Raw genomic sequence first — 22,901 nt, 5'->3', positions numbered from 1 at the left:
GGGTTCCTCCGGATGGGGTCTGTCAGGCAGGATCGGGCGGGTCAGCTCAGCAGCGCGGGGTGCTGGCTGAGATAGGCTTGGCGGGCCGGGTGAAAATGCGCGGCGCAGAGCGTGACCAGGGTGTCGCGCTCGCCGTCCCGCAACGCGTCCAACATGGCGGCGTGCTGGTCCCGCGCCCATTCCATGCTGGCCTGGCTGCGCAGGCTGGCATAGCGGATCACCTGCGCGCGCTGGCCCAGCTCCTCGATGGTTTCGGCCAGGAAGACGTTGCCGCAATGCGCATAGAGCGCGCGATGGAAGGCCAGGTCGGCCCGGAACACCGCGCGGGCGTCGCTGGCTGCCACCGCCTGGGCATGACGCCGCTGCAGCGCATGCAGCGGCGCCAGCGCATCATCGCCGAGCGGCAGCGGGATCAGCGCCGCGGCCTGGGTTTCCAGCATTTCGCGCAATGCGTAGAGCTGCTGCACCTCGGCCGGGCTGTAGGCCTTCACCAGCGCACCACGATTGGGAATGCGCTCGATCAGCCGCAGGCGCTCCAGCTCGACCAGGACCTGTCGGACCGTGTGGCGGGTGGCGCCGAAGCGGGCGGCGATCTCTTCCTCGATCAGCCGCTCGCGGGGGTGCAGGCGGCCGAACACGATGTCTTCCTCCAGTGCCGCCAGGATGACGGGCAGCAGGGTGGTGGGCGGCGTGGCGCGGACGGGCTCGGCCATGGCAGCGATCTCCTGTGCGATGGCAGGCCGTCCCTCCTGCCAGGTTGAGCAGCATAGCTGTCGATGATTTTGTCGACAATCCCGTTGACTCGAATGCAGACCCGTAGCGAGAGTGCCGCCGACGAAGAACCAGAACAGGAAACGCACACATGTTGATCGATCCCACGAAGCTGGGCCGCAGGCCGCTTGCCCTGGCGCTGCTGGGCGCCGCCGCCGCCGCCGCCCGCCCCGTGCGGGCCGCCGAGGCCTTCCCCGATCGCACCATCACCATCACCGTGCCCTTCGCGCCGGCCGGCGCCACCGACCTTGCCGGCCGGTTGCTGGCTGACCGCATGGGGCCGGCCTTGGGGCCGCAGGCGCGGCTGGTGGTGGAAAACAAGCCGGGTGCCGGCAGTGCGCTCGGCGCCGAATATGTTCGCCGCAGCAGGCCCGATGGCTACACGCTGCTGGTCGGGTCCGCCTCCACCCTCGGCGTCGCGCCGGCGGCGCAGCCCAAGATCGCGCCCTATGACCCGGCGGAGGATTTCACGCCGGTGGCGGTGATCGGCACCAGCGCCCTCGGGCTGGTGGTGCCGACGGCCTCCGGCATCACCAGCGTCGAGCAGCTCATCGCCAAGCTGCGGGAAGAGAAGGGTCAGGATGGCTATGCCAGCTCCGGCGTGGGCGGCATCGGGCACCTGGCCGCATCCCTGTTCTCCAAGCTGGCGGAAGCGCCGGCGACGCATATTCCGTATCGCGGCGGCGCCTCGGTGCCGGAAGCGCTGATCAAGCAGGAAGTGCTGTTCACCATCGACCAGATCGCCTCCGTAGTGGGGCAGATCCGCGACGGCATGCTGCGGCTGCTGGCAGTGACCACCACCACCCGCGACCGCAACTTCCCCGACGTGCCGACCCTGCAGGAGGCCGGCGTGCCGGGCTATGAACTGTCCACCTGGACGGTGATGGTGGGGCCGAAGGGCATGCCGGCCGAGGTCACCACGGCGCTGAACCGCGCGGCCAACACCGCGCTGAAGGATGAGGCGGTGCGCAAGCGCCTGCTGGACAGCGGCACCGATCCCCGGGACGACAGCACGCCCGAAAGCACGCGCGCCTTTCTCGCGGCCGAGGCCGCCCGCTTCAAGGCCGCGGTGGAGATCGCCGGCATGCGGATGGACTGACGCAACCCTTGCGACGGCACGGCCGCGCGCGGCATGGTGCGGTGCAATTGTTTGTTCACGGAATTGCGCCATGCCCGACGCCCTTGCCGCGCTGGAGACCGAGGTCCGGCAGCAGCTGGCCTACCTCGACTACCCGGCGCATGCCTGGGTGCCGTCGCATGGCGAGGGCGTGCTGGACGTGGCCATTCTCGGGGCCGGGCAGACCGGCCTCGCCACGGCCTTCGGATTGCAGCGGCAGAAGGTCGAGAACGTCGCCATCTTCGATCGCGCCCCGCAGGGCGGCACCGGCGTCTGGACCACCTTCGCCCGCATGCGCACGCTGCGCACCCCCAAGCACGTCAACGGCCCCGACCTGGGCGTGCCGGCGCTGACGCCGCGCGCCTTCTTCACCGCCCGTGACGGCGACGATGCCTGGAACAGGCTGCACAAGATCGGCCGCGAGGATTGGCAGCGCTACCTCGACTGGTACCAGCGTGTTCTGGCGCTGCCGGTGCGCCACGGTCATGACCTTCAGGCGATCGGCCAGGATGCCGATGGGCTGCTGCTGCTGCGCTTCGCCACGCCGCGGGGGGACACCATGGTGCGGGCCCGCCGGCTGGTGCTGGCCACCGGCATGGACGGCTCCGGTGCCTGGCTGATGCCGGCGCCCTTCGACCGGCTGCCGGCGGAGCGGGTGCTGCACACCGCCCAGGCGATCGACTTCGCGGCGCTGCGTGGCAAGCGGCTGATCGTGGTGGGCGCCGGCGCCTCGGCCTTCGACAACCTGGCTGTGGCGCTGGAGGAGGGGGTGTCCCACGCCACCATGCTGGTGCGCCGCCGCCGCATGCCGCGGGTCAACCCGTTCCGCTGGATGGAGCAGGCGGGCTATCTCGGTCAGTACCACGCCCTGCCGGACCTGCTGAAATGGCGCTTCACCCGCCACATCTTCGAGCTGAACCAGCCGCCGCCGCAGGAAAGCTGGAACCGCGTGGCCGATGATCCACGCTTCAATCTGGTGATGGGCGCGCCGGCTTCCGGCGTGCGCATGGTGGGGGATGAGGTGGAGGTGGAGACCCCGCGCGGCAGCTTCCGCGCCGACGCCGTGGTGCTCGGCACCGGCTTCACCTTCGATTTCGGTTTGCGGCCGGAGCTGGCGCCGTTTGCCCGCCAGATCCGCTTGTGGCGCGACGCCTTCACCCCGCCGCAAGGCGAGGAAAGCGCGCTCTGCGGCGTCTCGCCCTACCTGTCGGACGATTTCAGCTTCCAGGAGAAGCAGCTTGGCGCCGCCCCGGCGCTGCCGCGCATCCATTGCATGACCTACGCGGCGACGCTGTCGATGGGGCTGTCCGGCGCCAGCATCAGCGGCATGAAATATGGTGTACCGCGGCTGGTGGACGGCATCTGCCGCGCCCTGTGGCGCGAGGATGCCGAGGCGCACCTCTCGGCGCTGCGGGCCTTCGACCTCGCGGAACTGACCTCCGACATCCCTGCGGAGCTGCTGCAGGATGCGGCGGAATGAGCAGGCCCTCCGCGCTGACCACCCATGTGCTGGACACCGCCGCCGGCCGGCCGGCCCAAGGCGTGGCGGTGGAGCTTTGGCGCATGGAACCGGCGCCGGAATGCGTGGCCCGCGCCGTCACCAATGGCGACGGCCGGACCGATGCGCCGCTGCTGGCGCCCGACAATTTTCGCCCCGGTCGCTATGAGCTGCGCTTCGCCATTGGCGTATATTTCGGCCTGCCGCAGCCGCGCTTCCTGGAGGTGGTGGCCTTGCCGGTCGGTCTGGCCGAGGGGCAGGGGCACTACCACGTGCCGCTGCTGTGCTCGCCCTGGTCCTTCAGCACTTATCGCGGGTCCTGAAGCGCCGGCGGATGAAGCACCGGCGGATCGTCCAGTTCCGGTGGCGGCGCGGCGAAGGGATCGCGGTTCAGCAGCTCCGCATCATTCTCCGCCACGCGGCCGACGCGGTTGTCCACCGGCCAGCAGCACAGCCATTCGGGCGGGCAGGGGCGCAACAGCTCCAGCAGCGCGGCAGGCTCCGCCGGGTCCTCGCCCAGCCAGGTGGCCCAGGCCTCCCGGGGCAAGATCACCGGCATCCGGTGATGCACCAGCGCCTGCTTGGCATTGGCCTCGGTGGTGATGATGGAGAAGCTGCGCAGCCAAGTGCCATCGGGCGATTGCCAGCCTTCCCACAACCCGGCCAAGGCCATGGGTGCGCCGTCCCGGAGTGCCACGGCATAGGTCTGCTTCGCCTTGCCCTCCGCCCGCCATTCGTAGAAGCCATCCGCCGGCACCAGGCAGCGGCGCCGCGCGAAGGCTTCGCGGAAGGAGGGCTTCTCCGCCACGCCGTCCGCGTGCGCATTCATCAGCTTCGCGCCGCCCGAGGCATCCTTGGCCCAGCGCGGCACCAGCCCCCAGCGCAGCGGCCCGAGGTGGCGTGACCCGGTTTCCGGGTTCCGCCGGACCACCGGCGCATCCTGGGTGGGCGCGACGTTCCAGGATGGTGGTGTATTGGAGAGGGGGCCGGGCACGGCGAAATGCTCGGCGAGCCGCTCGGCTTCGCGATACTGGAAGTAGCGCCCGCACATCGGCCCTGCCTCAGCCCCGCTTCACGCCCCAGAAATAGGCCGCGCCAGCGGGAAAGCCGGACAGGTCGGCGCGCGCCGCCTGCAGCCGCCGGTATTCGCCGAGCGGAATGTAGGGTACTTCCTGCATCGCGACCTCCTGCATGGCCCTGCCGATGCGCTTCTGCTCCTCCAGCCCTTCCGCGCCGAACCATTCCTGGCGCAGTGCCTCCAGCTTTGGGCTGTCCGGCCAGCCGAACCACGCCTTTGAACCGTTGGCGCGCAGGCCGAGATGGCCGGACGGATCGAGCGAATAGCTGAGGCCGGTGCAGAAGGCGCTCCAGCCGCCTTTGGTGATGTCCTCCCGGTTGGCGCGGCGGGTGCTGACGGTGCCCCAGTCGCCTGACTGGCTTTCCACGTTCATGCCACATTCACGCATCACATGCGCCGACACCTCGGCCACGGCGCGAAGGGTCGGGTAATCCTCGGCCTGTAGCATCACGATTTTCTCGTTCGCATAGCCGGCGGCGGCGAGGTCGCGCTTCACCTTGGCATAGTCCCGCTTGCCCTTCAGCGGCGCCAGCCCGGCATCGCTGGCCATCGGGCTGTCGGAGGTGAAGATGCCGGTGCCCGCGTTCCAGCCTTTCGGGTCGGTGCCGTAGGCGGCCTGCATCATCTCCTCCTGGCTGATGGCGCCGAGCAGGGCGCGGCGCACCGCAGGATTGTTGAAGGGTGGGTGCAGGTGGTTGAAGCGCAGGATCACCTGGTACAGATCGTCGCTGTAGGACAGCGTCACGTCGCGCGAGCGCCCGAGCATGGGGGCGATGTCGCTGGAGGTGCTTTCCACCCAGTCCACCTCGCCATTCATCAGCGCGCCGGCGGCGGTGGCCTGATCGGGAATGATGTTCCATTCCACCCGGTCGAAATGCGCAATCTTCGGGCCGGCGGTTCGGCTCGGCGCGCCGTGCGGCGTCGGCACGTAGCCATCGAAGCGGGCATAGACGGCGCGGGCACCGGCCATGCGCTCCCCGGCCAGGAACCGGTAGGGGCCGGAGCCGACCATCTCGGTCACCTGGGTGTTGGGCGAGGTCTTTGCCAGCCGCTCCGGCATGATCACCGGCACGTTGGAGGAGGATTTGCCCAGCGCCATGGCCAGGCGCGGGAACGGCGTCTTCAGCCGGAAGCGAAGGGTCTTGTCGTCAATCGCCTGGATCTCGTGCGAGCGTGCGATCACCTCCTGCCCGAACATGTCCCGCGCGCCCCAGCGCTGGATGCTGGCGACGCAGTCGCGCGCCCGCACAGGCTCGCCATCGTGGAAGCGCAGGCCGTCGCGCAGCGTGATGATCCAGGTGAGGCCGTCATCCTCGATGCGATGGCCCGCGGCCATCTGTGGCTGCGGCTGGTAGTCCTTGTCCCAGCCATACAACGTGTCGAACACCATGAAGCCGTGATTGGCGGTGACCGAGGCGGTGGTGAACACCGGGTCCAGCACCGCGAGGTCAGCCTGCGGCACGAAGCGCAGCACACGTGCCCCTTGCGCGGCGGCAAGGCGCGGTGCGGCCAGGACGGCGCCGCCGGCGCCAAGGAAGGTGCGGCGGGACATGGAGAGCGGAGGAGTGGGCATGACGCATCCTTTGGCGGTGCAGCAGCGCGCGCTTTGGCGTGGTTCCCAGGTGCAGGGAACGGCAAGCGACGCGCAGCGTCAAGCCGGCCGCATCCGCTTAGCCGCTTGGCAGCACCAGCCGGGCGCAGCCATCGGCCATGGCGAAGCGGGTACCGTAGGGCTCCGACAGGATGGCAAAGCGTTCGAGGATGCGCTCCGCTTCCTCGCCCTTCGCCAACCGCGGCCGGCCCCGGCGATGCGCCGCCTCGCCGAGGCCGAGGCTGACCGGCTGGATCTCCATCGCCGTCAGGCGCCCCTCCTCGAAGCGGCAGAACGGCACCACGCTTTCCCAGAACCGGCGGTCCGCGGGAAAGCCCTTGGTGTCATCGGCGGTGCGCACCTTGTAGACGGCACCGGGCGTGAGCGACGGGTCGGCCCGGAAGCGCTCGTAGGAATCGCTCGGGATGCGCGGCACCAGCTCGTTCTGGCCGATGAAATTGCCCAGGCTGTAGAAGATCGGCCGGCCCTTGTAGAGTTCCAGGCCGCGCAGCAAGTGCGGCCCGTGGCCCACCACCAGGTCGGCACCCTCGTCGATCATGCGGCGGGCGAAGATTGGGATGAACTCGGCCGGGCTCTCCTTGTCCGCGCCCTGCTCATGCGCGTGCAGGCTGACCAAGACGAGATCGGCCGACAGCCGCGCCTCGCGCACCCAGCGGGCGATGCCGCTCATGTCCTTCTCGCGCGGAGTCAGCCGCAGCGCGGTGCGCCCGGCGGCGCGGAAATTCATCTTGCCGAAGGGGAACACGCCCTCGGCGGGGGGATGGCCGAAGCCCAGCTTCAGGATCTGCTGCCGCTGCTGCTCCAGCCCGAGTTCCTCGGCGATCTGCCGCAGCGCCGCCAGCTGCGCCGCCGTCACCTCGTGCAGCGTGTCAAAGTGCAGCGGGTTCAGGCCCGGCCGGCCCTGCATGTCGGCGGTCTGCTGCCCCGCCTCGTTCCCCGGCTGGAAGGAAGAGGAGCAGGATAGCAGCGCCACCGTGCCGTTCGGATGGTCGAGATAGGCCGGGCGCCGCGCCGCCTCGAGGTTGCGGCCGATGCCGGCGAAGCATAGCCCGCGCGCCTCCAGCGCCTCGATGCAGTGCATCAGGCCAGAGATGGAATAATCCAGGCAATGGTTGGTGGCGGTGGCGAACAGGTCGAAGCCTGCCTCACGCAGTTCGTCCAGCACCCAGGCGGGGGCGCCGAAATGCGATCCGCCGCATTCCAGCGAGGGATCGCCGCGGAAATCATTGGCCAGCACCTCCAGGTTGGTGAAGGCCAGATCCGCGCCACGGATGCGGTCGAACAATGGCCGCAACTCCGGATCGGCGGCGGATAGCAGTCGGCGCTGCAGGATGCTGTCGCCGGTCAGCGCCAGGGAAAGCGCGCGGCTCATGCCGCGTCCCTCGGCAGCAACTGCTCGGCCAGTGTTGCGAAGAAGGAGGCGCCGACCGGCAGCAGCGCGTCGTTGAAGTTGAACTTCGGATGGTGCAGCCCGGGATCGCTCGCGCTGCGGCCGGCGCCGAGAAACAGGTAGGCACCCGGCCGCGCGTTCAGCATGAAGGCGAAATCCTCACCGCCCATGGTCGGCTGCGGCAGTTCGGACACGCGGCTCTCGCCCGCCACGGCCGCGGCGGCGCGCACCGCGAGGCGGGTGGACTCGGCCTCGTTCAGCGTCGCCGGGTACATGCGGGTGAAGCGCACGGCGGCGCTGGCGCCGAAGGCCGCGGCGATGCCCGTGGCCAGCTCCGTCACCTTCTTCTCCAGCACGTCGCCCACATGCGGCTGGAACCAGCGCGCCGTGCCGCGCAGGCTGACCGTTTCTGGGATCACGTTGAAGGCGTGGCCGCCCTCGATGCGGCCGATGGTGACCACGCCGGCCTCCACCGGTTCCACGTTGCGCGCCACCACCGATTGCAGCGCGGTGACCAGCGTGGCCGCGATCACCACCGGGTCGTTGCCCTGGTGCGGCATGGCACCGTGCGCGCCCTGGCCGGTGATGGTGATCTCGATGTCGGCGACGGCGGCCATCAGCGGGCCCTCGCGCCAGAAGAACTCGCCGGCGGGCAGGGAGGGCCAGTTGTGGATGCCGAAGACGCGGTCCACCGGGAAGCGCTCGAACAGCCCTTCCTTCACCATGACCTCGGCGCCGCCGCCCATTTCCTCAGCCGGCTGGAAGATCACCTGCACCGTGCCGGCGAAGTTGCGCGTCTCGGCCAGGTAGCGCGCGGCACCGAGCAGCATGGTGGTGTGGCCGTCATGCCCGCAGGCATGCATGGTGCCGGGCGTGGCGGATGCGTAGTCCAGGCCGGTTTCCTCGGCAATCGGCAGCGCGTCCATGTCGGCGCGCAGGCCAATGCTGCGGCCAGGAGAGACGCCGCGGATCACGCCCACCACGCCGGTCCCGGCCACGCCCGTCACCACCTCGTCCACCCCGAACTCACGCAGCTTCCTGGCGACGACCTCCGCCGTGCGGTGCTCGTTGAAGGCCAATTCGGGATGGCGGTGGAGATCCTGCCGCCAAGCGGTCATCTCGGCGTGGAAATCGGCGATGCGGTTCAGCACGGGCATGGTGGAAAGGATCCCTGACGGCGAAACAGGCAGCTTCGCGGCGGGGCGCCCGGTCGGCAAGGGGGAGGCCGGGGGGCGTTGGCCCGGCCTTGCCCGCGAGGGCGGCGGGGCCATTTTCCGCTGATGGTCGGTCGTCTCGTTCTGTTGCTGCTGCTGTTGGGACCTTTGGGACTGGCCGGGGCCTATTGGAGCGGCTTCTGGCGCCCGCCGCCGGCCTGGGACCCGGCTGCACCGCTGGATATCCGCGCCGAGCCGAACCTTCTGACCAGCTGGAAGCTGGCCCGCATGGAACTCCAGCCGGAGTCCTGCGCGGAGGCTTTCGCTGCCTCCGGCCGCTCCCTCCGCCGGCTGCCCGATCGTTCCTCCGATCACGGCTGCCCGCTGGAGAACGTGGTGCGGCTGGAGGGGGACGGGGTTACTCTGCAGCCCAGCCGCCCCACCGTGACCTGCCCCATGGCCGCGGCCTGGGCGCTGTTCGAGCGCCACGCCTTGCAGCCCGCCGCCGAACGCCATTTCAACAGCTGGGTGGTCGCGGTGCGGCATCTGGGCAGCTATGCCTGCCGCAATGTTTATGGCCGCGCCGAGGGCCGCCGTTCCGAGCACGCTACCGCCAACGCCCTCGACATCGCCGGCTTCACCCTGGCCGACGGGCGCGAGATCCGCCTGCCACGGGACTGGGATCGCGGCGAGGCCGGCGCCTTTCTGCGGGAACTGCGCGACGGTGCCTGCCATTCCTTCAAGGCGGTGCTGGGGCCGGACTACAACGCCGCCCATGCCGATCACTTTCACCTCGATCGCGGACGCTGGAGCCGTTGCAGCTAGGTCCGGCCGGGCGGGATTGACCGGGGAGCTGCGATCCTGAACAACGGGGATCGTTCATGCTGCATTGCGGCAAAGCCTGCGCCTGGAAGGTCCCCATGCCATTCCCTTGTTCCGACATGCCGGCGCCGCGTTTCTTCCCCGTCGCCGCGGGCTGAGCCGGATGTTCCGCCGGCTGCTCCAGGCCCGCCCGCCCAGTCTGGCGCACTGGCCGCCGGCCGGGCGCTGGGCCGTGCTGCTGCTGCTGTCGGCGCTGCTGATGGCGCTGCTGAACCTGCTGGGCCTTCCGGCGGCGCTGCTGCTGGCTGCCATGGCGGCCGGAATCCTGGTGGCGGTGGCGGAAGGGCGGCTACAGGTGGGTGCCTGGCCCTTCGCCCTGGCCCAGGGGATCATCGGCTGCATGATCGCCCGGTCCCTGCATCCCGAGGTGCTGGTGGAATTGGTTGCGGACTGGCCGGTCTTCCTGGCTGGCGTGCTGTCGGTGCTGGCGGTGAGCAGCCTGCTGGGATGGCTGCTGGCGCGGCGGCAGGTGCTGCCGGGCACCACCGCCATCTGGGGCTCCTCTCCTGGCGCCGCCGCGGCCATGATGCTGATGGCGGAGGCACATGGCGCCGACGTGCGGCTGGTCGCCTTCATGCTGTATCTGCGGGTGGTGCTGGTGGCCGGCATTGCCTCCCTGGTTGCGCGTTTCTGGGCGCAGGTGCCGTCGGGTGGGGTGGCGGCGGCGCCCGTGCCCTGGTTTCCGACCGTGCCATGGGGCGCGCTGGGCCTGACCCTGCTGGTGGGCCTGGGCGGTGCGGCCCTGGCCAAGCGCCTGCGCATTCCGGCCGGGCCGCTGCTGGTGCCGATGTTCGCCGCCGCGCTGCTGCAGGGCTTCGGGCTGATGGTGGTGGAACTGCCGCCCTGGCTGCTCGCCGTCAGCTATGCCGCCATCGGCTGGAGCATCGGGCTGCGCTTCACGCGGCCGATCCTGGCACATGCCGCCCGGGCGTTTCCGCGCCTGCTGGCCTCCACCCTGGCGCTGATCGCCGCCTGTGGGGTGCTCGCCGCGGTACTCAGCCGGCTGCTCGGCGTCGATCCGCTGACCGCCTATCTGGCGACCAGCCCTGGCGGCGCGGATTCGGTGGCCATCATCGCTGCCACCAGCGCGGTGGACCTGCCCTTCATCATGGCGATGCAGATGGCCCGCTTCATGGTGGTGCTGCTGACGGGTCCGGCGATCGCGCGCTTCTTTGCGCGCCGGCTGCCGCCAAATCCAGTGATTTAGCGATGCGGTACCATGATACCACAGTATTTTTTCTTGACCCCGCCGGCCTCTGAGGCGATAAGCCGCGTTCAAATCATTTCGCCAATTTCAGGATAAGACCGTGCTGCAAACGCAGACCCGCTCGCTGAAGCCGGCGGAGGTGAAGAAGGGCTGGGTGTTGATCGATGCGGAGGGCCTCGTGCTCGGCCGTCTCGCCGCCATCGTAGCCACGCGCCTCCGCGGCAAGAACAAGCCGCAATTCACCCCGCATGTCGATTGCGGCGACCATGTCGTCATCATCAACGCCGAAAAGGTGCAGGTGACCGGCAACAAGGCCGAGCAGTCGGTCTTCTACTGGCACACCGGCTATGCCGGCGGCATCAAGGGCCGCACCACGCGTGAGCGCCTCGAGGGCCGCTTTCCGGAGCGCGTCGTCGAAAAGGCTGTGGAGCGCATGATCACGCGCGGCCCGCTCGGCCGCCGCCAGATGAAGAACCTGCACGTCTATGCCGGGTCGGAGCACCCGCATGCCGGCGCGCAGCCCGAGACGCTGGACGTCGCCGCCCTGAACCGCAAGAACAAGGTGGCCTGAAGACCATGAGCGAACAGACGACCGCCACCTCGCTGTCCGAGCTGAAGGACCTGGTCGCCGGCACGCCGGCCGGTGTTGAGGCCGCCACCCCGCGCGAGCCCAAGAAGGACCAATTCGGCCGCGCCTATGCCACCGGCCGCCGCAAGAACGCCATCGCGCGCGTCTGGGTGAAGCCGGGCAAGGGCACTGTCGAGATCAACGGCAAGGCCGCGTCCAAGTACTTCGCCCGCCCGGTGCTGCGCATGCTGATCGCCCAGCCCTTCCTGGTGGCCGACCGTTACCAGCAGTTCGACGTGTACTGCACGGTGACCGGCGGCGGGCTGTCCGGCCAGGCCGGCGCGGTGCGCCACGGCTTGAGCCGCGCCCTGACCAACTTCGAGCCGAGCCTGCGCCCGATCCTGAAGAAGGCCGGCTTCCTGACCCGCGATCCGCGCGTGGTCGAGCGCAAGAAGTACGGCAAGGCCAAGGCCCGACGCTCCTTCCAGTTCAGCAAGCGCTGACGCTGGCGGGCCGGCGTTCGCGCCGGTCCCGGACGGGATTGGACATCAGAAAGGGCGGGTCCGCGAGGACCCGCCCTTTCTCGTTCCGCGTTTCATGCTACCGATCGATCACTGAGTCTCAACCGCGAGCCTCGCAGGAGCGCCAGATGCCCAAGGGCACCATTCCGACGATCTTCATCGATGGCGAGGCTGGGACCACCGGCCTCGGCATCCGCCAGCGGCTGGAAGCCCTGCCGGGCGTTGCCCTGCGCTCCATCGACCCGGACCGCCGCAAGGACCCAGAGGCCAAGCGGGCGCTGATGGCCGAGGTCGATCTGGTGGTGCTCTGCCTGCCCGATGCGGCATCCAAGGAGAGCGCGGCCATGGCGGCTTCGCTGGGCTCCGCGGCGCCGAAGCTGCTGGACGCCTCCACGGCGCACCGGGTGCATTCCGACTGGGTCTACGGCGTGCCGGAACTGGCGCCGGGACAGGCGGAACAAATCGCCGCCGCGCCGCGCGTCGCCAATCCGGGCTGCTACCCGACCGGCGGCATCCTGCTGCTGCGACCCCTGGTGGAGGCCGGGCTGCTGCCGCCCGACTACCCGGTGACGGTGAACGCCGTGTCGGGTTATTCCGGTGGCGGCAAGGCGATGATCGAGACCTTCGAGCAGGGCGAGCATCCGGCATTCGAGCTGTACGGGCTCGGGCTGGAACACAAGCACCTTCCCGAGTTGCAGGCCTACTCGAAGCTGACCCGCCGGCCGGTGTTTGTTCCCTCCGTCGGCAACTACCGCCAGGGCATGCTGGTGTCCGTGCCGCTGCACCTGGATCTGCTGAACAACAGCCCGACGCCGGCCGCGCTGCGGGAAGCGCTGGCGGCCTATTACGCAGGATCGGACTGGGTGTCCGTGCCGCCCGCCACGGCGGATGGCAAGTTGGAGCCAGAGGCGCTCAACGACACCAACAAGCTGGAGCTCCGCGTTTATGGCAACGCGGCGCATGGCCAAGCGGTGCTGGTGGCGCGGCTCGATAATCTGGGCAAGGGGGCCTCGGGCGCCGCGGTGCAGAATATCGGGCTGATGCTGGGCCTCGGCGAAGCGGCCCGCGCTGCCGCGTAAGGAACTGCGGCGGGGTCTGGCCGTTACGCAGCCAAGCAAGGGGCAGGGTGCCCCAGGAGGATGACGCAACTTCCATGAGCAACCTGCTTCCCTTCGAGGGCCGGCTGCCGGCGGTGGATCCAACCGCCTTTGTCGCGCCCACCGCCGCGGTGATCGGCGACGTGGAGATCGGGCCAGACGCCAGCGTCTGGTACCATTGTGTTCTTCGTGGCGACACCAACTTCATCCGTGTGGGTGCGCGCAGCAACGTGCAGGACGGCACCATCGTGCATGTGGCACGCGGCACCCTGCCAGCGATCATTGGCGACGATGTGACGGTGGGCCACGCCTGCATCATCCACGCCTGCACGCTGAGGAACGGCTCCTTCATCGGCATGGGCGCCACGGTGCTGGACGGGGCAGTGGTGGAGGAGGGCGGCATGCTCGGGGCCGGCAGCCTGCTGCCGCCGGGCAAGCGCATCGGTCCGAATGAACTGTGGCTGGGCAGCCCGGCCCGTCTCGTGCGGGTGATGGGGCCAGAGGAACGCGAGCAATGGAAAGCCACCACGGCGCACTATGTCGAACTGAGCAAGCGGCACCGCACCTCCATCGTGGAATAGCGTGGGCGCTTCCACTGCTGGCTCTGCTGGCCGGCTGCGCCGCGCCGCAACCGCCGGTCACGCTGCCGCCGACGGCGACCACGCAGGCGCCATCCGATCCCATCGAGGCGGCACTGCGTGGCGCTTCGGCCTTCTTCTCCGCCTCGCCGCAGGGCGATCCGGCGGCGGCGGCGCTGGCCGTCGCGCAGCTGGAGTTCCTGGCCGTGGAAATCCCGGCCGGGCGCAGCCGGCGCGAGATGGGCACGCTGACCGCGCCGGCGCTGCAGGCCGCTCGCCACGATGTGCGCGCCGCGTTGCAGATCCCGGATGCAGTGCCGCCGCAGCTGGTGATCGATGCCATGGTGACGCTGGCGCAGGGCGGCACGCCGCCCCGGGTGGACGCGGCCAGGTTGCGATCCCGGCTGGCGACGCTGCCGCGAATGCCGCAAGCCAATGCCGCCACGTTGATGGCGCTGCGGGACTGGGAGTTCGGCCCACCCCAGGAATTGCTGGAAACAGCGATGCTGGGGCGCGGCCGCTGAGGTGCTTTTGGTCCCCAGCGTCGGTTGCGGCATTCTTCGCCGCAACTGCCGGAGGCCCACCGCTCATGCATCGATTCGCTTCAACCGCCCTGGCAATGCTGCTGGGCACCACCTTGCTGGCTGGCTGCGCCGAGCTGCGCACGCCGCCTTCCCGCATGACCGTGCCGCTGGCAATCGTGCCATCCAGCGATGATCCGGTGCGCGGCGCCGCACAGCTTGCCGCGGTGGATTTCGCCGATCAGGGGGCCACGCTCAGCGGCCGCCCCGCCGCGACCGCACGGGCCGCCGCGCGCCTCGAATACGTGACGCAAAGCCTGACCCAGGATACGCGCTACGCCGCCGTGCCGACGGGCATGGTGCTGGCGCTGGGGGCCGCGGTCCGCGAGGTGCGCCAGGCGCTCGGCATTGCCGAAAGCGCCGTGCCGGAGCAGCTGGTGGGGATCCTCACCGCGGCCGCGGGGGCCATCGAGGCCGGGCGCGACCCGGTGCTGCCCGCCGCGGTGTTCCCCGCCGGGCCCCAGCGCACCCTGCAGCGGCTGGCTCAGCCCGGCCCGCTGCCGGATGCGGCGCTGGCCACGGGGCGCCTGGTGGAGGTGATCGGCAGCCTTGATTCCGGTGCCGGCTGGGGGCGGCAGTCGGCCACCACGCCGACGCCGCGCTGACCAGCGGCGTATCGCCCGCGCCACCTTCTGCCGGTCCGCCGGATGTGCAGAATGCGCGGCTTCACTGATTGACGGAGGGCACCATGCAACGACGCAGCTTTCTCGCCGCCACCGCGGGCCTGGGTGCCGGGAGTCTCATCGCCGGGCCGGCCCGCCCGGCCCTCGCCCAGGGCAGCGCCGCACAGGTGCTGCGCTTCATTCCGCAGGCCGATGTCAGCATCCTCGACCCGCTGAACACCACCGCCTACCCTACGCGCAACCACGCGCATCTGTGCTGGGACACGCTGTACGGCCTGGATGCCGATTCCAGACCGCATCCCCAGCTGGCGGAAGGCCATGTGGTGGAGGATGACGGCCGGCGCTGGACCTTCACCCTGCGCGACGGCCCCACCTTCCATGACGGGGAGAAGGTGCGCGCTGCTGATGCGGTGGCCTCCATCCGGCGCTGGATGCTGCGCGACACCCATGGGCAGACACTCGCCGCCCGGCTGGACGAGATCCGGGCCCTGGACGACCGCCGTTTCGAGATGCGGCTGAAGCGCCCCTTTGGCCCGATGCTGGACGCGCTGGCCAAGGCCTCGTCCTATCCGTGCTTCGTGTTTCCGGAACGCTTCGCGCAGCAGGACCCCGGCCGTGCCCTCACCGAGGTGGTGGGTTCCGGGCCCTATCGCTTCGTGGCGGAAGAGCGGGTTTCCGGCAGCCAGTTGGTTTACCGCCGCTATGACAGGTACAGCCCGGCGCCGAGCGGCCCGGTCAGCCTGACTGCCGGCCCCAAGCTGGCGCATTTCGAGCGGGTCGAGTGGAAGGTGATCCCTGACCCGGCCACCGCGGCCGGTGCGTTGCAGGCGGGGGAGGTGGATTGGTGGGAACAGGTGGCGCCCGACCTGCGGCCCTTGCTGAAAGGTGCGCGCAACATCACGGTGGAGCGGATCGATGCCGGCGGCACGCTGGCCATGCTGCGCCCCAACCACCTGCACCCGCCCTTCGATAATCCGGCGATCCGCCGCGCCCTGTGGCCGGCGCTGCGGCAGATCGATTTCATGACCGCCATCATGGGCGACAACCGTGACCTGTGGCGCGAGGATGTCGGCTGCTTCCCCGAAGGAAGTCCGCTGGCGTCCGATTCCGGGCTGCAGGCGCTCACCAGCCCGCGCGACCTGGACGCGGCGAAGCGCGCCCTGAAGGAAGCCGGGTACAAGGGCGAAACGGTGGTGATGCTGCACCCCACTGACGTGGTGAACAACAACAACCTCACCGCGGTCGCCACCGACCTGCTGCAGCGCGTCGGCTTCAACGTGGAAAGCGCCACCTCCGACTGGGGCACGCTGCTCAGCCGGCGCAGCAACAAGAACCCGCCGGCACAGGGCGGCTGGAACATGCTGGTGGCCCTGTTCGGCGGCATGGACCTCGCCAACCCCGGCGGCCATCCGCTGTTGCGCGGCAATGGCCAGGGGGCCTGGTTCGGTTGGCCCACGGCACCGAAGCTGGAAACGCTGCGGGACCAATGGTTCGACGCCGCCGACCTCGCGGCGCAGCAGGCGATCGGCCGGGAAATCCAGGAGCAGTTCTTCGTCGACGTCCCGTACTACCCGCTGGGGCAGTATCTGATCGACAGCGCCTGGCGCAGCAACCTGACCGGCTTCCGCCAGGGCATGGCGCTGCCGCTCAACGTCAAGCGCGGCTGAGGGGCGGGCGGGGGAAGGCGGTCTGCCTTTCCCCGGATGCCGCTCAGCAGCGCTCCGCCACGAATACCCGGCTCGGCGTCACGAACTCCTCCTGGGCCGCCACCGTCAGGATCTCCCGGGAGGCCGCCTCGGAAGTTCGCCGCAGCAGCCCGTAGGTGGAGGACGCGGCCGCCGCCAAGGCGGCCGCGGCCGAGCCGCTGCGCAACTGGTGGAACAGGAATAGCGCGGCGATGGCATCGCCCGCGCCGTTCACCGAGATGGGCAGCATGGGCGTTCGGATACGGTAGGTGCCGTCATCCCCTGTGGCCAGCATCTCGATCTGGTCGTCCGGGGTTTCCGCGACCTTTAGCGACGTCACCAGCACGCAACGTGGACCTCCCGGCGCCATGGTGGCGCGCAGCCGGTCCACCGCCGCGCGGGCCTCGGCCAGGGTGGCCACCGGTTGGCCGGTCATCCATTCCAACTCGAACTGGTTTGGTGTGATGATGTCGGCGGCCGGCACGGCGCGGTCGCGCATGAAGTCCGGGATGCCGGGACGGACGAAGACGCCGCGCCCCACATCGCCGATTACCGGGTCGCAGCAATAGAGTGCCCGCGGGTTCGCCGCCTTGACCCGTGCGGCGGCGTCCAGGATCGCCTCGCCGATGGCGGCGTCGCCCATGTAGCCCGACAGCACCGCGTCGCAGCGGGGCAGGGCGCCGCGATCGGCAATGCCTTCCACGAGGTCGCGCACCAGTTCGGCTCCGAACACCTGGCCACGCCAGGAGCCGTAGCCGGTGTGGTTGGAGAACTGAACCGTGTTCACCGCCCAGACCTCGGCGCCCAGGCGCTGCAGCGGGAACACCGCGGAGGCATTGCCGACATGGCCGTATGCGACCCAGGACTGGATGGAGAGGATGTTCATGGCAAGGCCTCGCCGCTTCGGGGCGGCGGAGACTAAGTCCGAAAAGCGGTCCCGGCTACAGCATAGCTGCGGCGGCAGAATGATGGGTCCACTACGGAAATGAAGCGATTGCCAGTCAGGCGGGATCTCGGATGCAGCGTTTGAGGCACCGCCCGCGATTCCTGGTGAAGGACGGATGCGTCCGGAGGACGATCTTTGGCGCGGCTGATGCAGTTCCCGGTGCTGGTGGCCGCGACGCTGCGGCCGTCCTTCTCCCTCCATCTGGTGGTGGAGGCCAGCACCCTGCTGTTTCTCCGTTCAGCGGCGCTCCCTGCCGGGTTGAGAAGCATGAGCCCGCCACGTCTTCGCCGGCGATTCCCGCCCCGCACACGAGCTGAGCAGCTCCCTGACGCCGCCAAATGGTTGCGCGGGGGAGTGCCGCCCTGTAGAAGCGGCGCTTCCGCGCGGCCGGTCGGCATCGGCTGCTCCATCGAGAAAGCGACTGCCATGAAGCCCGACATCCATCCGGACTACCACGACATCACCATCATCATGACCGATGGGACCACCTACAAGACCAAGTCCTGCATGGGCAAGGAAGGTGACACCCTTCGGCTGGACATCGACCCGAAGTCGCATCCGGCCTGGACCGGCCAGCAGCGCATCATCGACACGGGTGGGCAGATCGCCAAGTTCAACAAGAAGTTCGCCGGCATCGGCGCCCGCAAGAAGGCCTGATCCAGGCTCCTCGCCGGCCCTGATCGGAGCGGATTTTTTGCAGCGCCGCCCCTTGAACCAGGGGGCGGCGTTTTCTATTTCAAGCCTGTCAGCGATGCCCGGATGATCGGGGTCGCTGACGCGAAACGGCTGCAAGCGGGTCGCCCGATCGGGGGCCCAGGAATGCCGGATCGCCACGCAACAGGACCTTGCTTGATCGAGAAGGTGCTTGACGATGAACGCTTTTGACACTGCCCCGTTGTTCCGCTCCGCGATCGGCTTCGACCGTCTCGCCCGGCTGATGGACACGGCGCGCGCTGCCGCCGATGGGCCGGCCTATCCCCCGTACAACATCGAGAAGACCGGCGATGACAGCTACGTGCTGACCATGGCGGTCGCCGGCTTCGGGCCGGAGGATCTCGACATCACTAGCCAGGACAACGTCCTTCTGGTGAGCGGCAAGGCCAAGGCCGAGAACGACCAGGACCGTCGCTACCTGCATCGCGGCATTGCCGGCCGTGCCTTCGAGCGCCGCTTCGTGCTGGCCGACCACATCCAGGTGGAAGGTGCGGATCTGGCCAATGGCCTGCTGCACGTCGCCCTGAAGCGTGAGGTGCCCGAGGCGCTGAAGCCCCGCCGCATCGCCATCTCCGCCGCCCGCCCGGCGCAGCCGGTGCTGGAAGGCGAGAAGCAGGCGGCATAACCCGCCGCCCGGCAAAATCGCTGAGACTATGAGGAGGAGCGGCCGGGATGGCGAACATCCCGGCCGCTTTTTGCCGGATGGGCTTCTTCGCACTTGCATCACCGCGCCGCCGCGCGCATATGAACGACGCCGGAGCCACTAGGCGATCCGGCCGCGTCCTGACCGCGTGAATGACCGACCTGCCCCTCGAAGGGCGTCGGCTCTGGCCAGGGCCCCGGGCACAATCGTCCGGATCCTTTTTCCCGGTACGACCCAGACACGCGGGGCGTCCTGACCCGCAACCGGTGCGGCCGTCATGGCGCGCGCCGTTCTTTCTGGATGTGCTGATGACCGACGTGACCACTCCCGACTTTACCCAGTTGGGCCTCGCCGAGCCGCTGCTGCGCGCCCTGGCTGAGGAAGGCTACACCACCCCCACCCCGATCCAGGCTCAAGCGATCCCGCTGGTGATGGAAGGCCGGGACCTGCTTGGCATCGCCCAGACCGGCACCGGCAAGACCGCCGCCTTCGCGCTACCTCTGCTGCATCACCTGGCCGCCCGCAAGGCGCAGGCGCCGCGCGGTGGCTGCCGTGCGCTGATCCTGTCCCCGACGCGCGAACTGGCTTCGCAGATCGCGGAAAATGTGCGTGCCTATGGCCGCCATATCGGCCTGACCTCCACCGTGATCTTCGGCGGCGTCGGCGCGCGGCCCCAAGTGCAGGCGCTGGCCCGCGGCGTGGACGTCCTGGTGGCAACTCCGGGCCGCCTGCTCGACCACGTGCAGACCGGGGCCGCCCGCCTCCAGGGCGTCGAGATCCTGGTGCTGGACGAGGCCGACCAGATGCTGGACCGCGGCTTCTGGCCGGCGATCCGCAAGCTCACCGGCATGATGTCGGCCAAGCGGCAGACCCTGTTCTTCTCGGCGACCATGCCGGTCGAGATTGCCAAGATCGCCAACGAGCTGCTGAAGAACCCGGCCAAGGTGTCGGTGGCGCCCGTCGCCTCCACGGCGGAGCGGGTCGAGCAGCGGCTGATCCACATCGATGCCTCGCAGAAGCGCGTGCTGCTGTCCGAGATGCTGCGTGCGCCGGGCATCGGCCGCGTCCTGGTGTTCGCCCGCACCAAGCATGGCGCCGACCGCGTCGCCAAGCACCTGGTGCTGGATGGCATCAATGCGCACGCGATCCACGGCGACCGGTCCCAGGGTCAGCGCGAGCGGGCGCTGGCCGACTTCCGCAATGGCCGCGCGCCGATCCTGGTGGCCACCGACATCGCGTCCCGTGGCATCGACGTGGACGGCGTGACGCATGTGTTCCAGTTCGACCTGCCGGACACGCCAGAGGCCTATGTTCACCGCATCGGCCGCACCGCGCGTGCCGGTGCCAGCGGCGAGGCGATCGCCTTCTGCGCCCCGGACGAGATGCCGAAGCTGAAGGCGGTCGAGAAGCTGATTGCCATGCGCATTCCCGCCGAGGACCGCCGCAGCGACGCCGCTAAGGCCGAGGCCGCGGCAGGCATCCCGAAGGCCAAGCCGCAGCCGCCGCGGGGCCGGGGCCGGCCGCAGGGCCCGGGTGGCGCGCCGCGTCAGGCGCAGGGCCGGCCGCAGGGGCCGGGCCGTGGCCCGATGCCGCCGCGTGGCGGACGGGGCGGCGAGCGCAAGGATGGCGGCTGGCGCAACGCCGATTTCCGAGATGGCGGCCGCTGATCCGTGCGAATCCCGGGGCCGACTGCCCCGGGGCCGGCTTGCCGGCGGCGTTCAGTCCGTCGCCATCACCTTGACGTAGCTGCCCGGCGCTTCTTCCAGCGCCGGTAGCGCCCCATTGCCGGGCTGACGCGCCGGTACCTGCGCCTTGTCCTGTGCCACCACCCAGCGCTGCCAGTCCGGCCACCAGGACCCGGCAAACTCGGTGGCGCCCTCGAACCATTCACCGGGCGCGGGGGGCAGGCTGTCTCCCGCCCAATGGCTGTACTTGCCGGAGCTCGGCGGGTTGGTGACCCCGGCGATGTGCCCGGAGGCGGCCAGCACGAAGCGCACAGGACCGGACAGGATCTGCGTGCCGCGATAGGTGCTCTGCCAGGGTGCGATGTGATCCTCGCGCGTGGACAGGAAATAGGCCGGCACCTTGATCTTCGTCAGGTCCAGCGGCACCCCGGCCAGGGTGATGCCGCCGGGCTTCACCAGGTCGTTCTGCTGGTACATGCGGCGCAGGTAGAAGCTGTGCATCGCTGCCGGCATGCGCGTGCTGTCGTCGTTCCAAAACAACAGGTCGAATGGAAAAGGCTCCTGGCCCATCAGGTAGTTCTGCACCACGAAGGACCAGATCAGGTCGTTGGCGCGCAGCATGTTGAAGGTGGTCGCCATCTCCCGGCCTTCGAGGTAGCCGCGCTTCTGCATCTTCGCTTCCAGCGACTGCAACTGCTCCTCGTCGATGAACACCGACAACTCACCCGCCTCGGCGAAGTCGAGCATGGTGGTGAAGAAGGTTGCCGACTTGATCCGGGTGTCCTTCCTGGCGGCCATGTGCGCCAGCGTGCAGCTCAGCAGCGTGCCGCCCAGGCAATATCCGATGGCGTTGACCGCCTTCTCTCCCGTCGCCTGCGCGATCGCGTCGAGCGCCGCGTAGGGACCTTCCAGCATGTAGTTCTCGAAGGATTTCGCGGCCAGCTGCTCGTCCGGGTTGACCCAGGAGATCACGAACACCGTGTGGCCCTGCTGCACGGCCCAACGGATGAAGCTGTTCTTGGGCCGCAGGTCGAGGATGTAGAATTTGTTGATCCAGGGCGGGATGATCAGCAGCGGCCGCTTCAGCACCTTCTCGGTGGCCGGCGTGTACTGGATCAGCTGCATCAGCGGGTTCTGGAACACCACCTTGCCCGGTGTCACCGCGATGGTCTCGCCGATGCGGAACTGCGTCTCGTCCGTCATGCGGATGCGCAGCCTACCCTTGCCGCGTTCCAGATCCGTCAGCAGGTTCTGCAGGCCGCGCAGCAGGTTCTCGCCACCCGTTTCAGCGGTTTTGCGCAGCACCTCGGGATTGGTCATCAGGAAGTTGGATGGGCTCAGCGCATCCACGAATTGCCGCGTGTAGAAATCGACCTTCTGCGCTGCCTTCGGGTCCAGGTTATCCGCCGCATGGGCCACATTGGTGAAGTAGCGGGCAGACAGCAGGTAAGACTGGCGGATGAAGTCGAACACCTCGTTCTCGCGCCAGGCCTCGTCCTTGAAACGACGATCCTTGCTGTCCTCGGCGATCACCGGCTCCACCGCATCGCCGCTCCAGATCCGGCGGGCGGTGTTCTGCCATAGCGTCAGGTAGTCCTGCCAGAAGCCGAACTGCGCCTGCACCAGCCGCGCGGGGTTGGACATCAGGCGGGCTGTCATCTCCATGAAGGCGTGGCCGATCTGCATCGGATCGGCGCCGGAGGCCGCCACCGGCCCATCCTGGGCCTGGCGCTTCAGAAAGTCGGCAACGATGCGCTGGCTACGCTCGGCGACGTCCGCCATGGTCCGCGACATCAGGGCAGGGTCAGGCATGCGGAAGGCGCCAGGATCCGGCGAATCGTTGTTCTTGTCCATGCGTTCCCCCACGCCGTGCCCGGCGCTTGCGTTTTCCGGCACGCACCGGCAGCCGCATCACGGCCTTCCGCCGGCACCGGCTTTCAGGCTAATGCCCTGGGCCGATGGCGAGGATGGGGCGGACCATGACGCAGCGCACCGGATGGAGCCGGAAACAAGGTAGTGCCCGGTCAGGCCGGCATCAACCGCGGGGCTGGATGTGCGCCGCCTGCCTCGCGGGCGTCCTGGCCCTGCCGGGCTGCGTCGGCTCGCCAGCCGAGGGGCCGGGGGAGTTCTTTAGCAACGCGTTCGGCGAGCCGCTGCAGGGCCGTCCGCTGCCGCCCGGCTCGGCACAATCCTATCCCAATCTGGCCTCGGTGCCGCCGCCGCCGCCGCGCGGCAGCGCCTCGGCGCGGGAAACGCTCAGCCGCACGCTGGCCGATGCCCGCAGCCAGTCGCGCGAGCCGATGCAGCCCGGCCAGTCCGTGCCGCCCCGGCCTGAGGGCGCGGAAGGCAGCGGCCTGATCCCGGCCCGCCCGCCGGCACCGCCGCGTCTGGCGGCCGCGCCGTCCGTGGGCGCTTCGTCACCCGCCACGGCGCCCGATGCTCCCGGCCTGCCGGAGGATCCAGGCCGCGACGCCCCCGCCCCGCCGCCAGCCGAATTCCTGGCGCCGCCACCCCCGCGGCTATAACACCGCCCGCCACGACGTTTCCGCCG

The 22,901-nt window shown here is 69.4% G+C and carries 23 protein-coding genes; 16 read left to right on the top strand and 7 right to left on the bottom strand.

Annotated features, from left to right (window positions below; all coding sequences use genetic code 11):
• Positions 1 to 41: 41 nt before the first annotated feature.
• Positions 42 to 713, bottom strand: a complete 672-nt coding sequence (locus tag D2K64_RS15290) for a GntR family transcriptional regulator (RefSeq protein ID WP_120009248.1) — start codon at positions 711 to 713, stop codon at positions 42 to 44.
• A gap of 149 nt (positions 714 to 862) precedes the next feature.
• On the opposite strand from D2K64_RS15290, the gene D2K64_RS15285 reads away from it, so the two are divergent.
• The 3 genes from D2K64_RS15285 (at position 863) to uraH (ending at position 3,709) form a co-directional block, all read left to right on the top strand.
• The gene (locus D2K64_RS15285) at positions 863 to 1,870 is read left to right on the top strand and encodes a Bug family tripartite tricarboxylate transporter substrate binding protein (protein ID WP_120009247.1); all 1,008 of its coding nucleotides are present in this window, start codon (positions 863 to 865) and stop codon (positions 1,868 to 1,870) included.
• Positions 1,871 to 1,940: 70 nt separating this feature from the next.
• Positions 1,941 to 3,368, top strand: coding sequence for an NAD(P)-binding domain-containing protein (locus tag D2K64_RS15280; RefSeq protein ID WP_120009246.1), 1,428 nt, complete (start codon positions 1,941 to 1,943; stop codon positions 3,366 to 3,368).
• Positions 3,365 to 3,709, top strand: a complete 345-nt coding sequence (uraH, locus tag D2K64_RS15275; RefSeq protein ID WP_120009245.1) for a hydroxyisourate hydrolase — start codon at positions 3,365 to 3,367, stop codon at positions 3,707 to 3,709. Before D2K64_RS15280 ends, uraH begins: the two co-directional genes overlap by 4 nt.
• Here the strand turns inward: uraH and D2K64_RS15270 are convergent.
• The 4 genes from D2K64_RS15270 to D2K64_RS15255 form a co-directional block, all read right to left on the bottom strand.
• On the bottom strand, positions 3,694 to 4,437 hold the full coding sequence (locus D2K64_RS15270) for an SOS response-associated peptidase (RefSeq protein WP_120009244.1): 744 nt from the start codon (positions 4,435 to 4,437) through the stop codon (positions 3,694 to 3,696). The genes uraH and D2K64_RS15270 overlap by 16 nt on opposite strands.
• 10 nt (positions 4,438 to 4,447) lie before the next feature.
• Positions 4,448 to 6,016 (bottom strand): ABC transporter substrate-binding protein, encoded by a 1,569-nt coding sequence (locus D2K64_RS15265; protein ID WP_120009243.1) that lies wholly within the window; start codon positions 6,014 to 6,016, stop codon positions 4,448 to 4,450.
• Between the two features lie 118 nt (positions 6,017 to 6,134).
• A complete protein-coding gene (locus D2K64_RS15260) occupies positions 6,135 to 7,448 on the bottom strand; it encodes a CapA family protein (RefSeq protein WP_120009242.1) in 1,314 nt (437 codons plus the stop codon).
• Positions 7,445 to 8,623 carry a M20 aminoacylase family protein gene (locus tag D2K64_RS15255; protein WP_120009241.1) on the bottom strand — a complete coding sequence of 393 codons (1,179 nt, stop codon included), beginning with the start codon at positions 8,621 to 8,623 and terminating at the stop codon, positions 7,445 to 7,447. The genes D2K64_RS15260 and D2K64_RS15255 overlap by 4 nt, the downstream gene beginning before the upstream one ends.
• Positions 8,624 to 8,746: 123 nt before the next feature.
• Here D2K64_RS15255 and D2K64_RS15250 point away from each other — a divergent pair, with 123 nt between their 5' ends.
• The 9 genes from D2K64_RS15250 (at position 8,747) to D2K64_RS15210 (ending at position 16,344) form a co-directional block, all read left to right on the top strand.
• Complete coding sequence (locus D2K64_RS15250) at positions 8,747 to 9,445, top strand: extensin-like domain-containing protein (RefSeq protein ID WP_120009240.1); 699 nt, start codon at positions 8,747 to 8,749, stop codon at positions 9,443 to 9,445.
• A gap of 160 nt (positions 9,446 to 9,605) precedes the next feature.
• Positions 9,606 to 10,709 carry an AbrB family transcriptional regulator gene (locus tag D2K64_RS15245; RefSeq protein WP_120009282.1) on the top strand — a complete coding sequence of 368 codons (1,104 nt, stop codon included), beginning with the start codon at positions 9,606 to 9,608 and terminating at the stop codon, positions 10,707 to 10,709.
• 100 nt (positions 10,710 to 10,809) lie between these two features.
• Positions 10,810 to 11,280 (top strand): 50S ribosomal protein L13, encoded by a 471-nt coding sequence (gene rplM, locus D2K64_RS15240; protein ID WP_120009239.1) that lies wholly within the window; start codon positions 10,810 to 10,812, stop codon positions 11,278 to 11,280.
• 5 nt (positions 11,281 to 11,285) lie between these two features.
• Positions 11,286 to 11,780, top strand: a complete 495-nt coding sequence (gene rpsI / locus D2K64_RS15235) for a 30S ribosomal protein S9 (RefSeq protein ID WP_120009238.1) — start codon at positions 11,286 to 11,288, stop codon at positions 11,778 to 11,780.
• A gap of 146 nt (positions 11,781 to 11,926) precedes the next feature.
• On the top strand, positions 11,927 to 12,877 hold the full coding sequence (gene argC, locus D2K64_RS15230) for an N-acetyl-gamma-glutamyl-phosphate reductase (protein ID WP_120009237.1): 951 nt from the start codon (positions 11,927 to 11,929) through the stop codon (positions 12,875 to 12,877).
• A 74-nt stretch (positions 12,878 to 12,951) separates the two neighbouring features.
• Positions 12,952 to 13,476: a gamma carbonic anhydrase family protein gene (locus tag D2K64_RS15225; protein WP_120009236.1), complete on the top strand. Its 525-nt coding sequence runs from the start codon at positions 12,952 to 12,954 to the stop codon at positions 13,474 to 13,476.
• Positions 13,410 to 13,997: a hypothetical protein gene (locus D2K64_RS15220; RefSeq protein WP_120009235.1), complete on the top strand. Its 588-nt coding sequence runs from the start codon at positions 13,410 to 13,412 to the stop codon at positions 13,995 to 13,997. Before D2K64_RS15225 ends, D2K64_RS15220 begins: the two co-directional genes overlap by 67 nt.
• Before the next feature lie 65 nt (positions 13,998 to 14,062).
• Positions 14,063 to 14,659: a hypothetical protein gene (locus tag D2K64_RS15215; RefSeq protein ID WP_157985871.1), complete on the top strand. Its 597-nt coding sequence runs from the start codon at positions 14,063 to 14,065 to the stop codon at positions 14,657 to 14,659.
• An 83-nt stretch (positions 14,660 to 14,742) separates the two neighbouring features.
• Positions 14,743 to 16,344, top strand: coding sequence for an ABC transporter substrate-binding protein (locus tag D2K64_RS15210; protein WP_120009233.1), 1,602 nt, complete (start codon positions 14,743 to 14,745; stop codon positions 16,342 to 16,344).
• A gap of 43 nt (positions 16,345 to 16,387) precedes the next feature.
• Here D2K64_RS15210 and pdxY read toward each other — a convergent pair whose 3' ends face one another.
• Positions 16,388 to 17,248 (bottom strand): pyridoxal kinase PdxY, encoded by an 861-nt coding sequence (gene pdxY, locus D2K64_RS15205; RefSeq protein ID WP_120009232.1) that lies wholly within the window; start codon positions 17,246 to 17,248, stop codon positions 16,388 to 16,390.
• Positions 17,249 to 17,734: 486 nt separating this feature from the next.
• On the opposite strand from pdxY, the gene rpmE reads away from it, so the two are divergent.
• From rpmE to D2K64_RS15190, 3 genes are all read left to right on the top strand, one after another.
• Positions 17,735 to 17,965 (top strand): 50S ribosomal protein L31, encoded by a 231-nt coding sequence (gene rpmE / locus D2K64_RS15200; protein WP_120009231.1) that lies wholly within the window; start codon positions 17,735 to 17,737, stop codon positions 17,963 to 17,965.
• A gap of 214 nt (positions 17,966 to 18,179) precedes the next feature.
• Complete coding sequence (locus D2K64_RS15195) at positions 18,180 to 18,647, top strand: Hsp20 family protein (protein ID WP_120009230.1); 468 nt, start codon at positions 18,180 to 18,182, stop codon at positions 18,645 to 18,647.
• Between the two features lie 326 nt (positions 18,648 to 18,973).
• The gene (locus D2K64_RS15190; RefSeq protein WP_120009229.1) at positions 18,974 to 20,332 is read left to right on the top strand and encodes a DEAD/DEAH box helicase; all 1,359 of its coding nucleotides are present in this window, start codon (positions 18,974 to 18,976) and stop codon (positions 20,330 to 20,332) included.
• A gap of 51 nt (positions 20,333 to 20,383) precedes the next feature.
• On the opposite strand, the gene D2K64_RS15185 is transcribed toward D2K64_RS15190, so the two are convergent.
• Entirely contained in the window at positions 20,384 to 22,162 is a 1,779-nt protein-coding gene (locus tag D2K64_RS15185; RefSeq protein ID WP_370764954.1) for a PHA/PHB synthase family protein, read from the bottom strand.
• Positions 22,163 to 22,329: 167 nt separating this feature from the next.
• Here D2K64_RS15185 and D2K64_RS15180 point away from each other — a divergent pair, with 167 nt between their 5' ends.
• Positions 22,330 to 22,875: a hypothetical protein gene (locus D2K64_RS15180; protein ID WP_157985870.1), complete on the top strand. Its 546-nt coding sequence runs from the start codon at positions 22,330 to 22,332 to the stop codon at positions 22,873 to 22,875.
• Positions 22,876 to 22,901 lie beyond the last annotated feature (26 nt).

This window comes from Teichococcus vastitatis, assembly GCF_003604215.1.
GTDB classification, from domain to species: domain Bacteria; phylum Pseudomonadota; class Alphaproteobacteria; order Acetobacterales; family Acetobacteraceae; genus Pseudoroseomonas; species Pseudoroseomonas vastitatis.
Note: the sequence above shows the minus strand (reverse complement) of the source record. Positions and strands in the feature narration are given on the sequence as shown.

Coding starts and splice junctions, on each gene's coding strand:
- D2K64_RS15250 (WP_120009240.1), top strand. CDS start 8,747: ATGGTCGGTCGTCTCGTTCTGTTGCTGCTGCTGTTGGGACCTTTGGGA.
- pdxY (WP_120009232.1), bottom strand. CDS start 17,248: ATGAACATCCTCTCCATCCAGTCCTGGGTCGCATACGGCCATGTCGGC.
- uraH (WP_120009245.1), top strand. CDS start 3,365: ATGAGCAGGCCCTCCGCGCTGACCACCCATGTGCTGGACACCGCCGCC.
- D2K64_RS15270 (WP_120009244.1), bottom strand. CDS start 4,437: ATGTGCGGGCGCTACTTCCAGTATCGCGAAGCCGAGCGGCTCGCCGAG.
- rpmE (WP_120009231.1), top strand. CDS start 17,735: ATGAAGCCCGACATCCATCCGGACTACCACGACATCACCATCATCATG.
- D2K64_RS15190 (WP_120009229.1), top strand. CDS start 18,974: ATGACCGACGTGACCACTCCCGACTTTACCCAGTTGGGCCTCGCCGAG.
- D2K64_RS15215 (WP_157985871.1), top strand. CDS start 14,063: ATGCATCGATTCGCTTCAACCGCCCTGGCAATGCTGCTGGGCACCACC.
- D2K64_RS15180 (WP_157985870.1), top strand. CDS start 22,330: ATGACGCAGCGCACCGGATGGAGCCGGAAACAAGGTAGTGCCCGGTCA.
- D2K64_RS15255 (WP_120009241.1), bottom strand. CDS start 8,623: ATGCCCGTGCTGAACCGCATCGCCGATTTCCACGCCGAGATGACCGCT.
- rpsI (WP_120009238.1), top strand. CDS start 11,286: ATGAGCGAACAGACGACCGCCACCTCGCTGTCCGAGCTGAAGGACCTG.
- D2K64_RS15225 (WP_120009236.1), top strand. CDS start 12,952: ATGAGCAACCTGCTTCCCTTCGAGGGCCGGCTGCCGGCGGTGGATCCA.
- D2K64_RS15185 (WP_370764954.1), bottom strand. CDS start 22,162: ATGCCTGACCCTGCCCTGATGTCGCGGACCATGGCGGACGTCGCCGAG.
- argC (WP_120009237.1), top strand. CDS start 11,927: ATGCCCAAGGGCACCATTCCGACGATCTTCATCGATGGCGAGGCTGGG.
- D2K64_RS15195 (WP_120009230.1), top strand. CDS start 18,180: ATGAACGCTTTTGACACTGCCCCGTTGTTCCGCTCCGCGATCGGCTTC.
- D2K64_RS15280 (WP_120009246.1), top strand. CDS start 1,941: ATGCCCGACGCCCTTGCCGCGCTGGAGACCGAGGTCCGGCAGCAGCTG.
- D2K64_RS15290 (WP_120009248.1), bottom strand. CDS start 713: ATGGCCGAGCCCGTCCGCGCCACGCCGCCCACCACCCTGCTGCCCGTC.
- D2K64_RS15245 (WP_120009282.1), top strand. CDS start 9,606: ATGTTCCGCCGGCTGCTCCAGGCCCGCCCGCCCAGTCTGGCGCACTGG.
- D2K64_RS15260 (WP_120009242.1), bottom strand. CDS start 7,448: ATGAGCCGCGCGCTTTCCCTGGCGCTGACCGGCGACAGCATCCTGCAG.
- D2K64_RS15265 (WP_120009243.1), bottom strand. CDS start 6,016: ATGTCCCGCCGCACCTTCCTTGGCGCCGGCGGCGCCGTCCTGGCCGCA.
- D2K64_RS15220 (WP_120009235.1), top strand. CDS start 13,410: ATGGAAAGCCACCACGGCGCACTATGTCGAACTGAGCAAGCGGCACCG.
- D2K64_RS15285 (WP_120009247.1), top strand. CDS start 863: ATGTTGATCGATCCCACGAAGCTGGGCCGCAGGCCGCTTGCCCTGGCG.
- D2K64_RS15210 (WP_120009233.1), top strand. CDS start 14,743: ATGCAACGACGCAGCTTTCTCGCCGCCACCGCGGGCCTGGGTGCCGGG.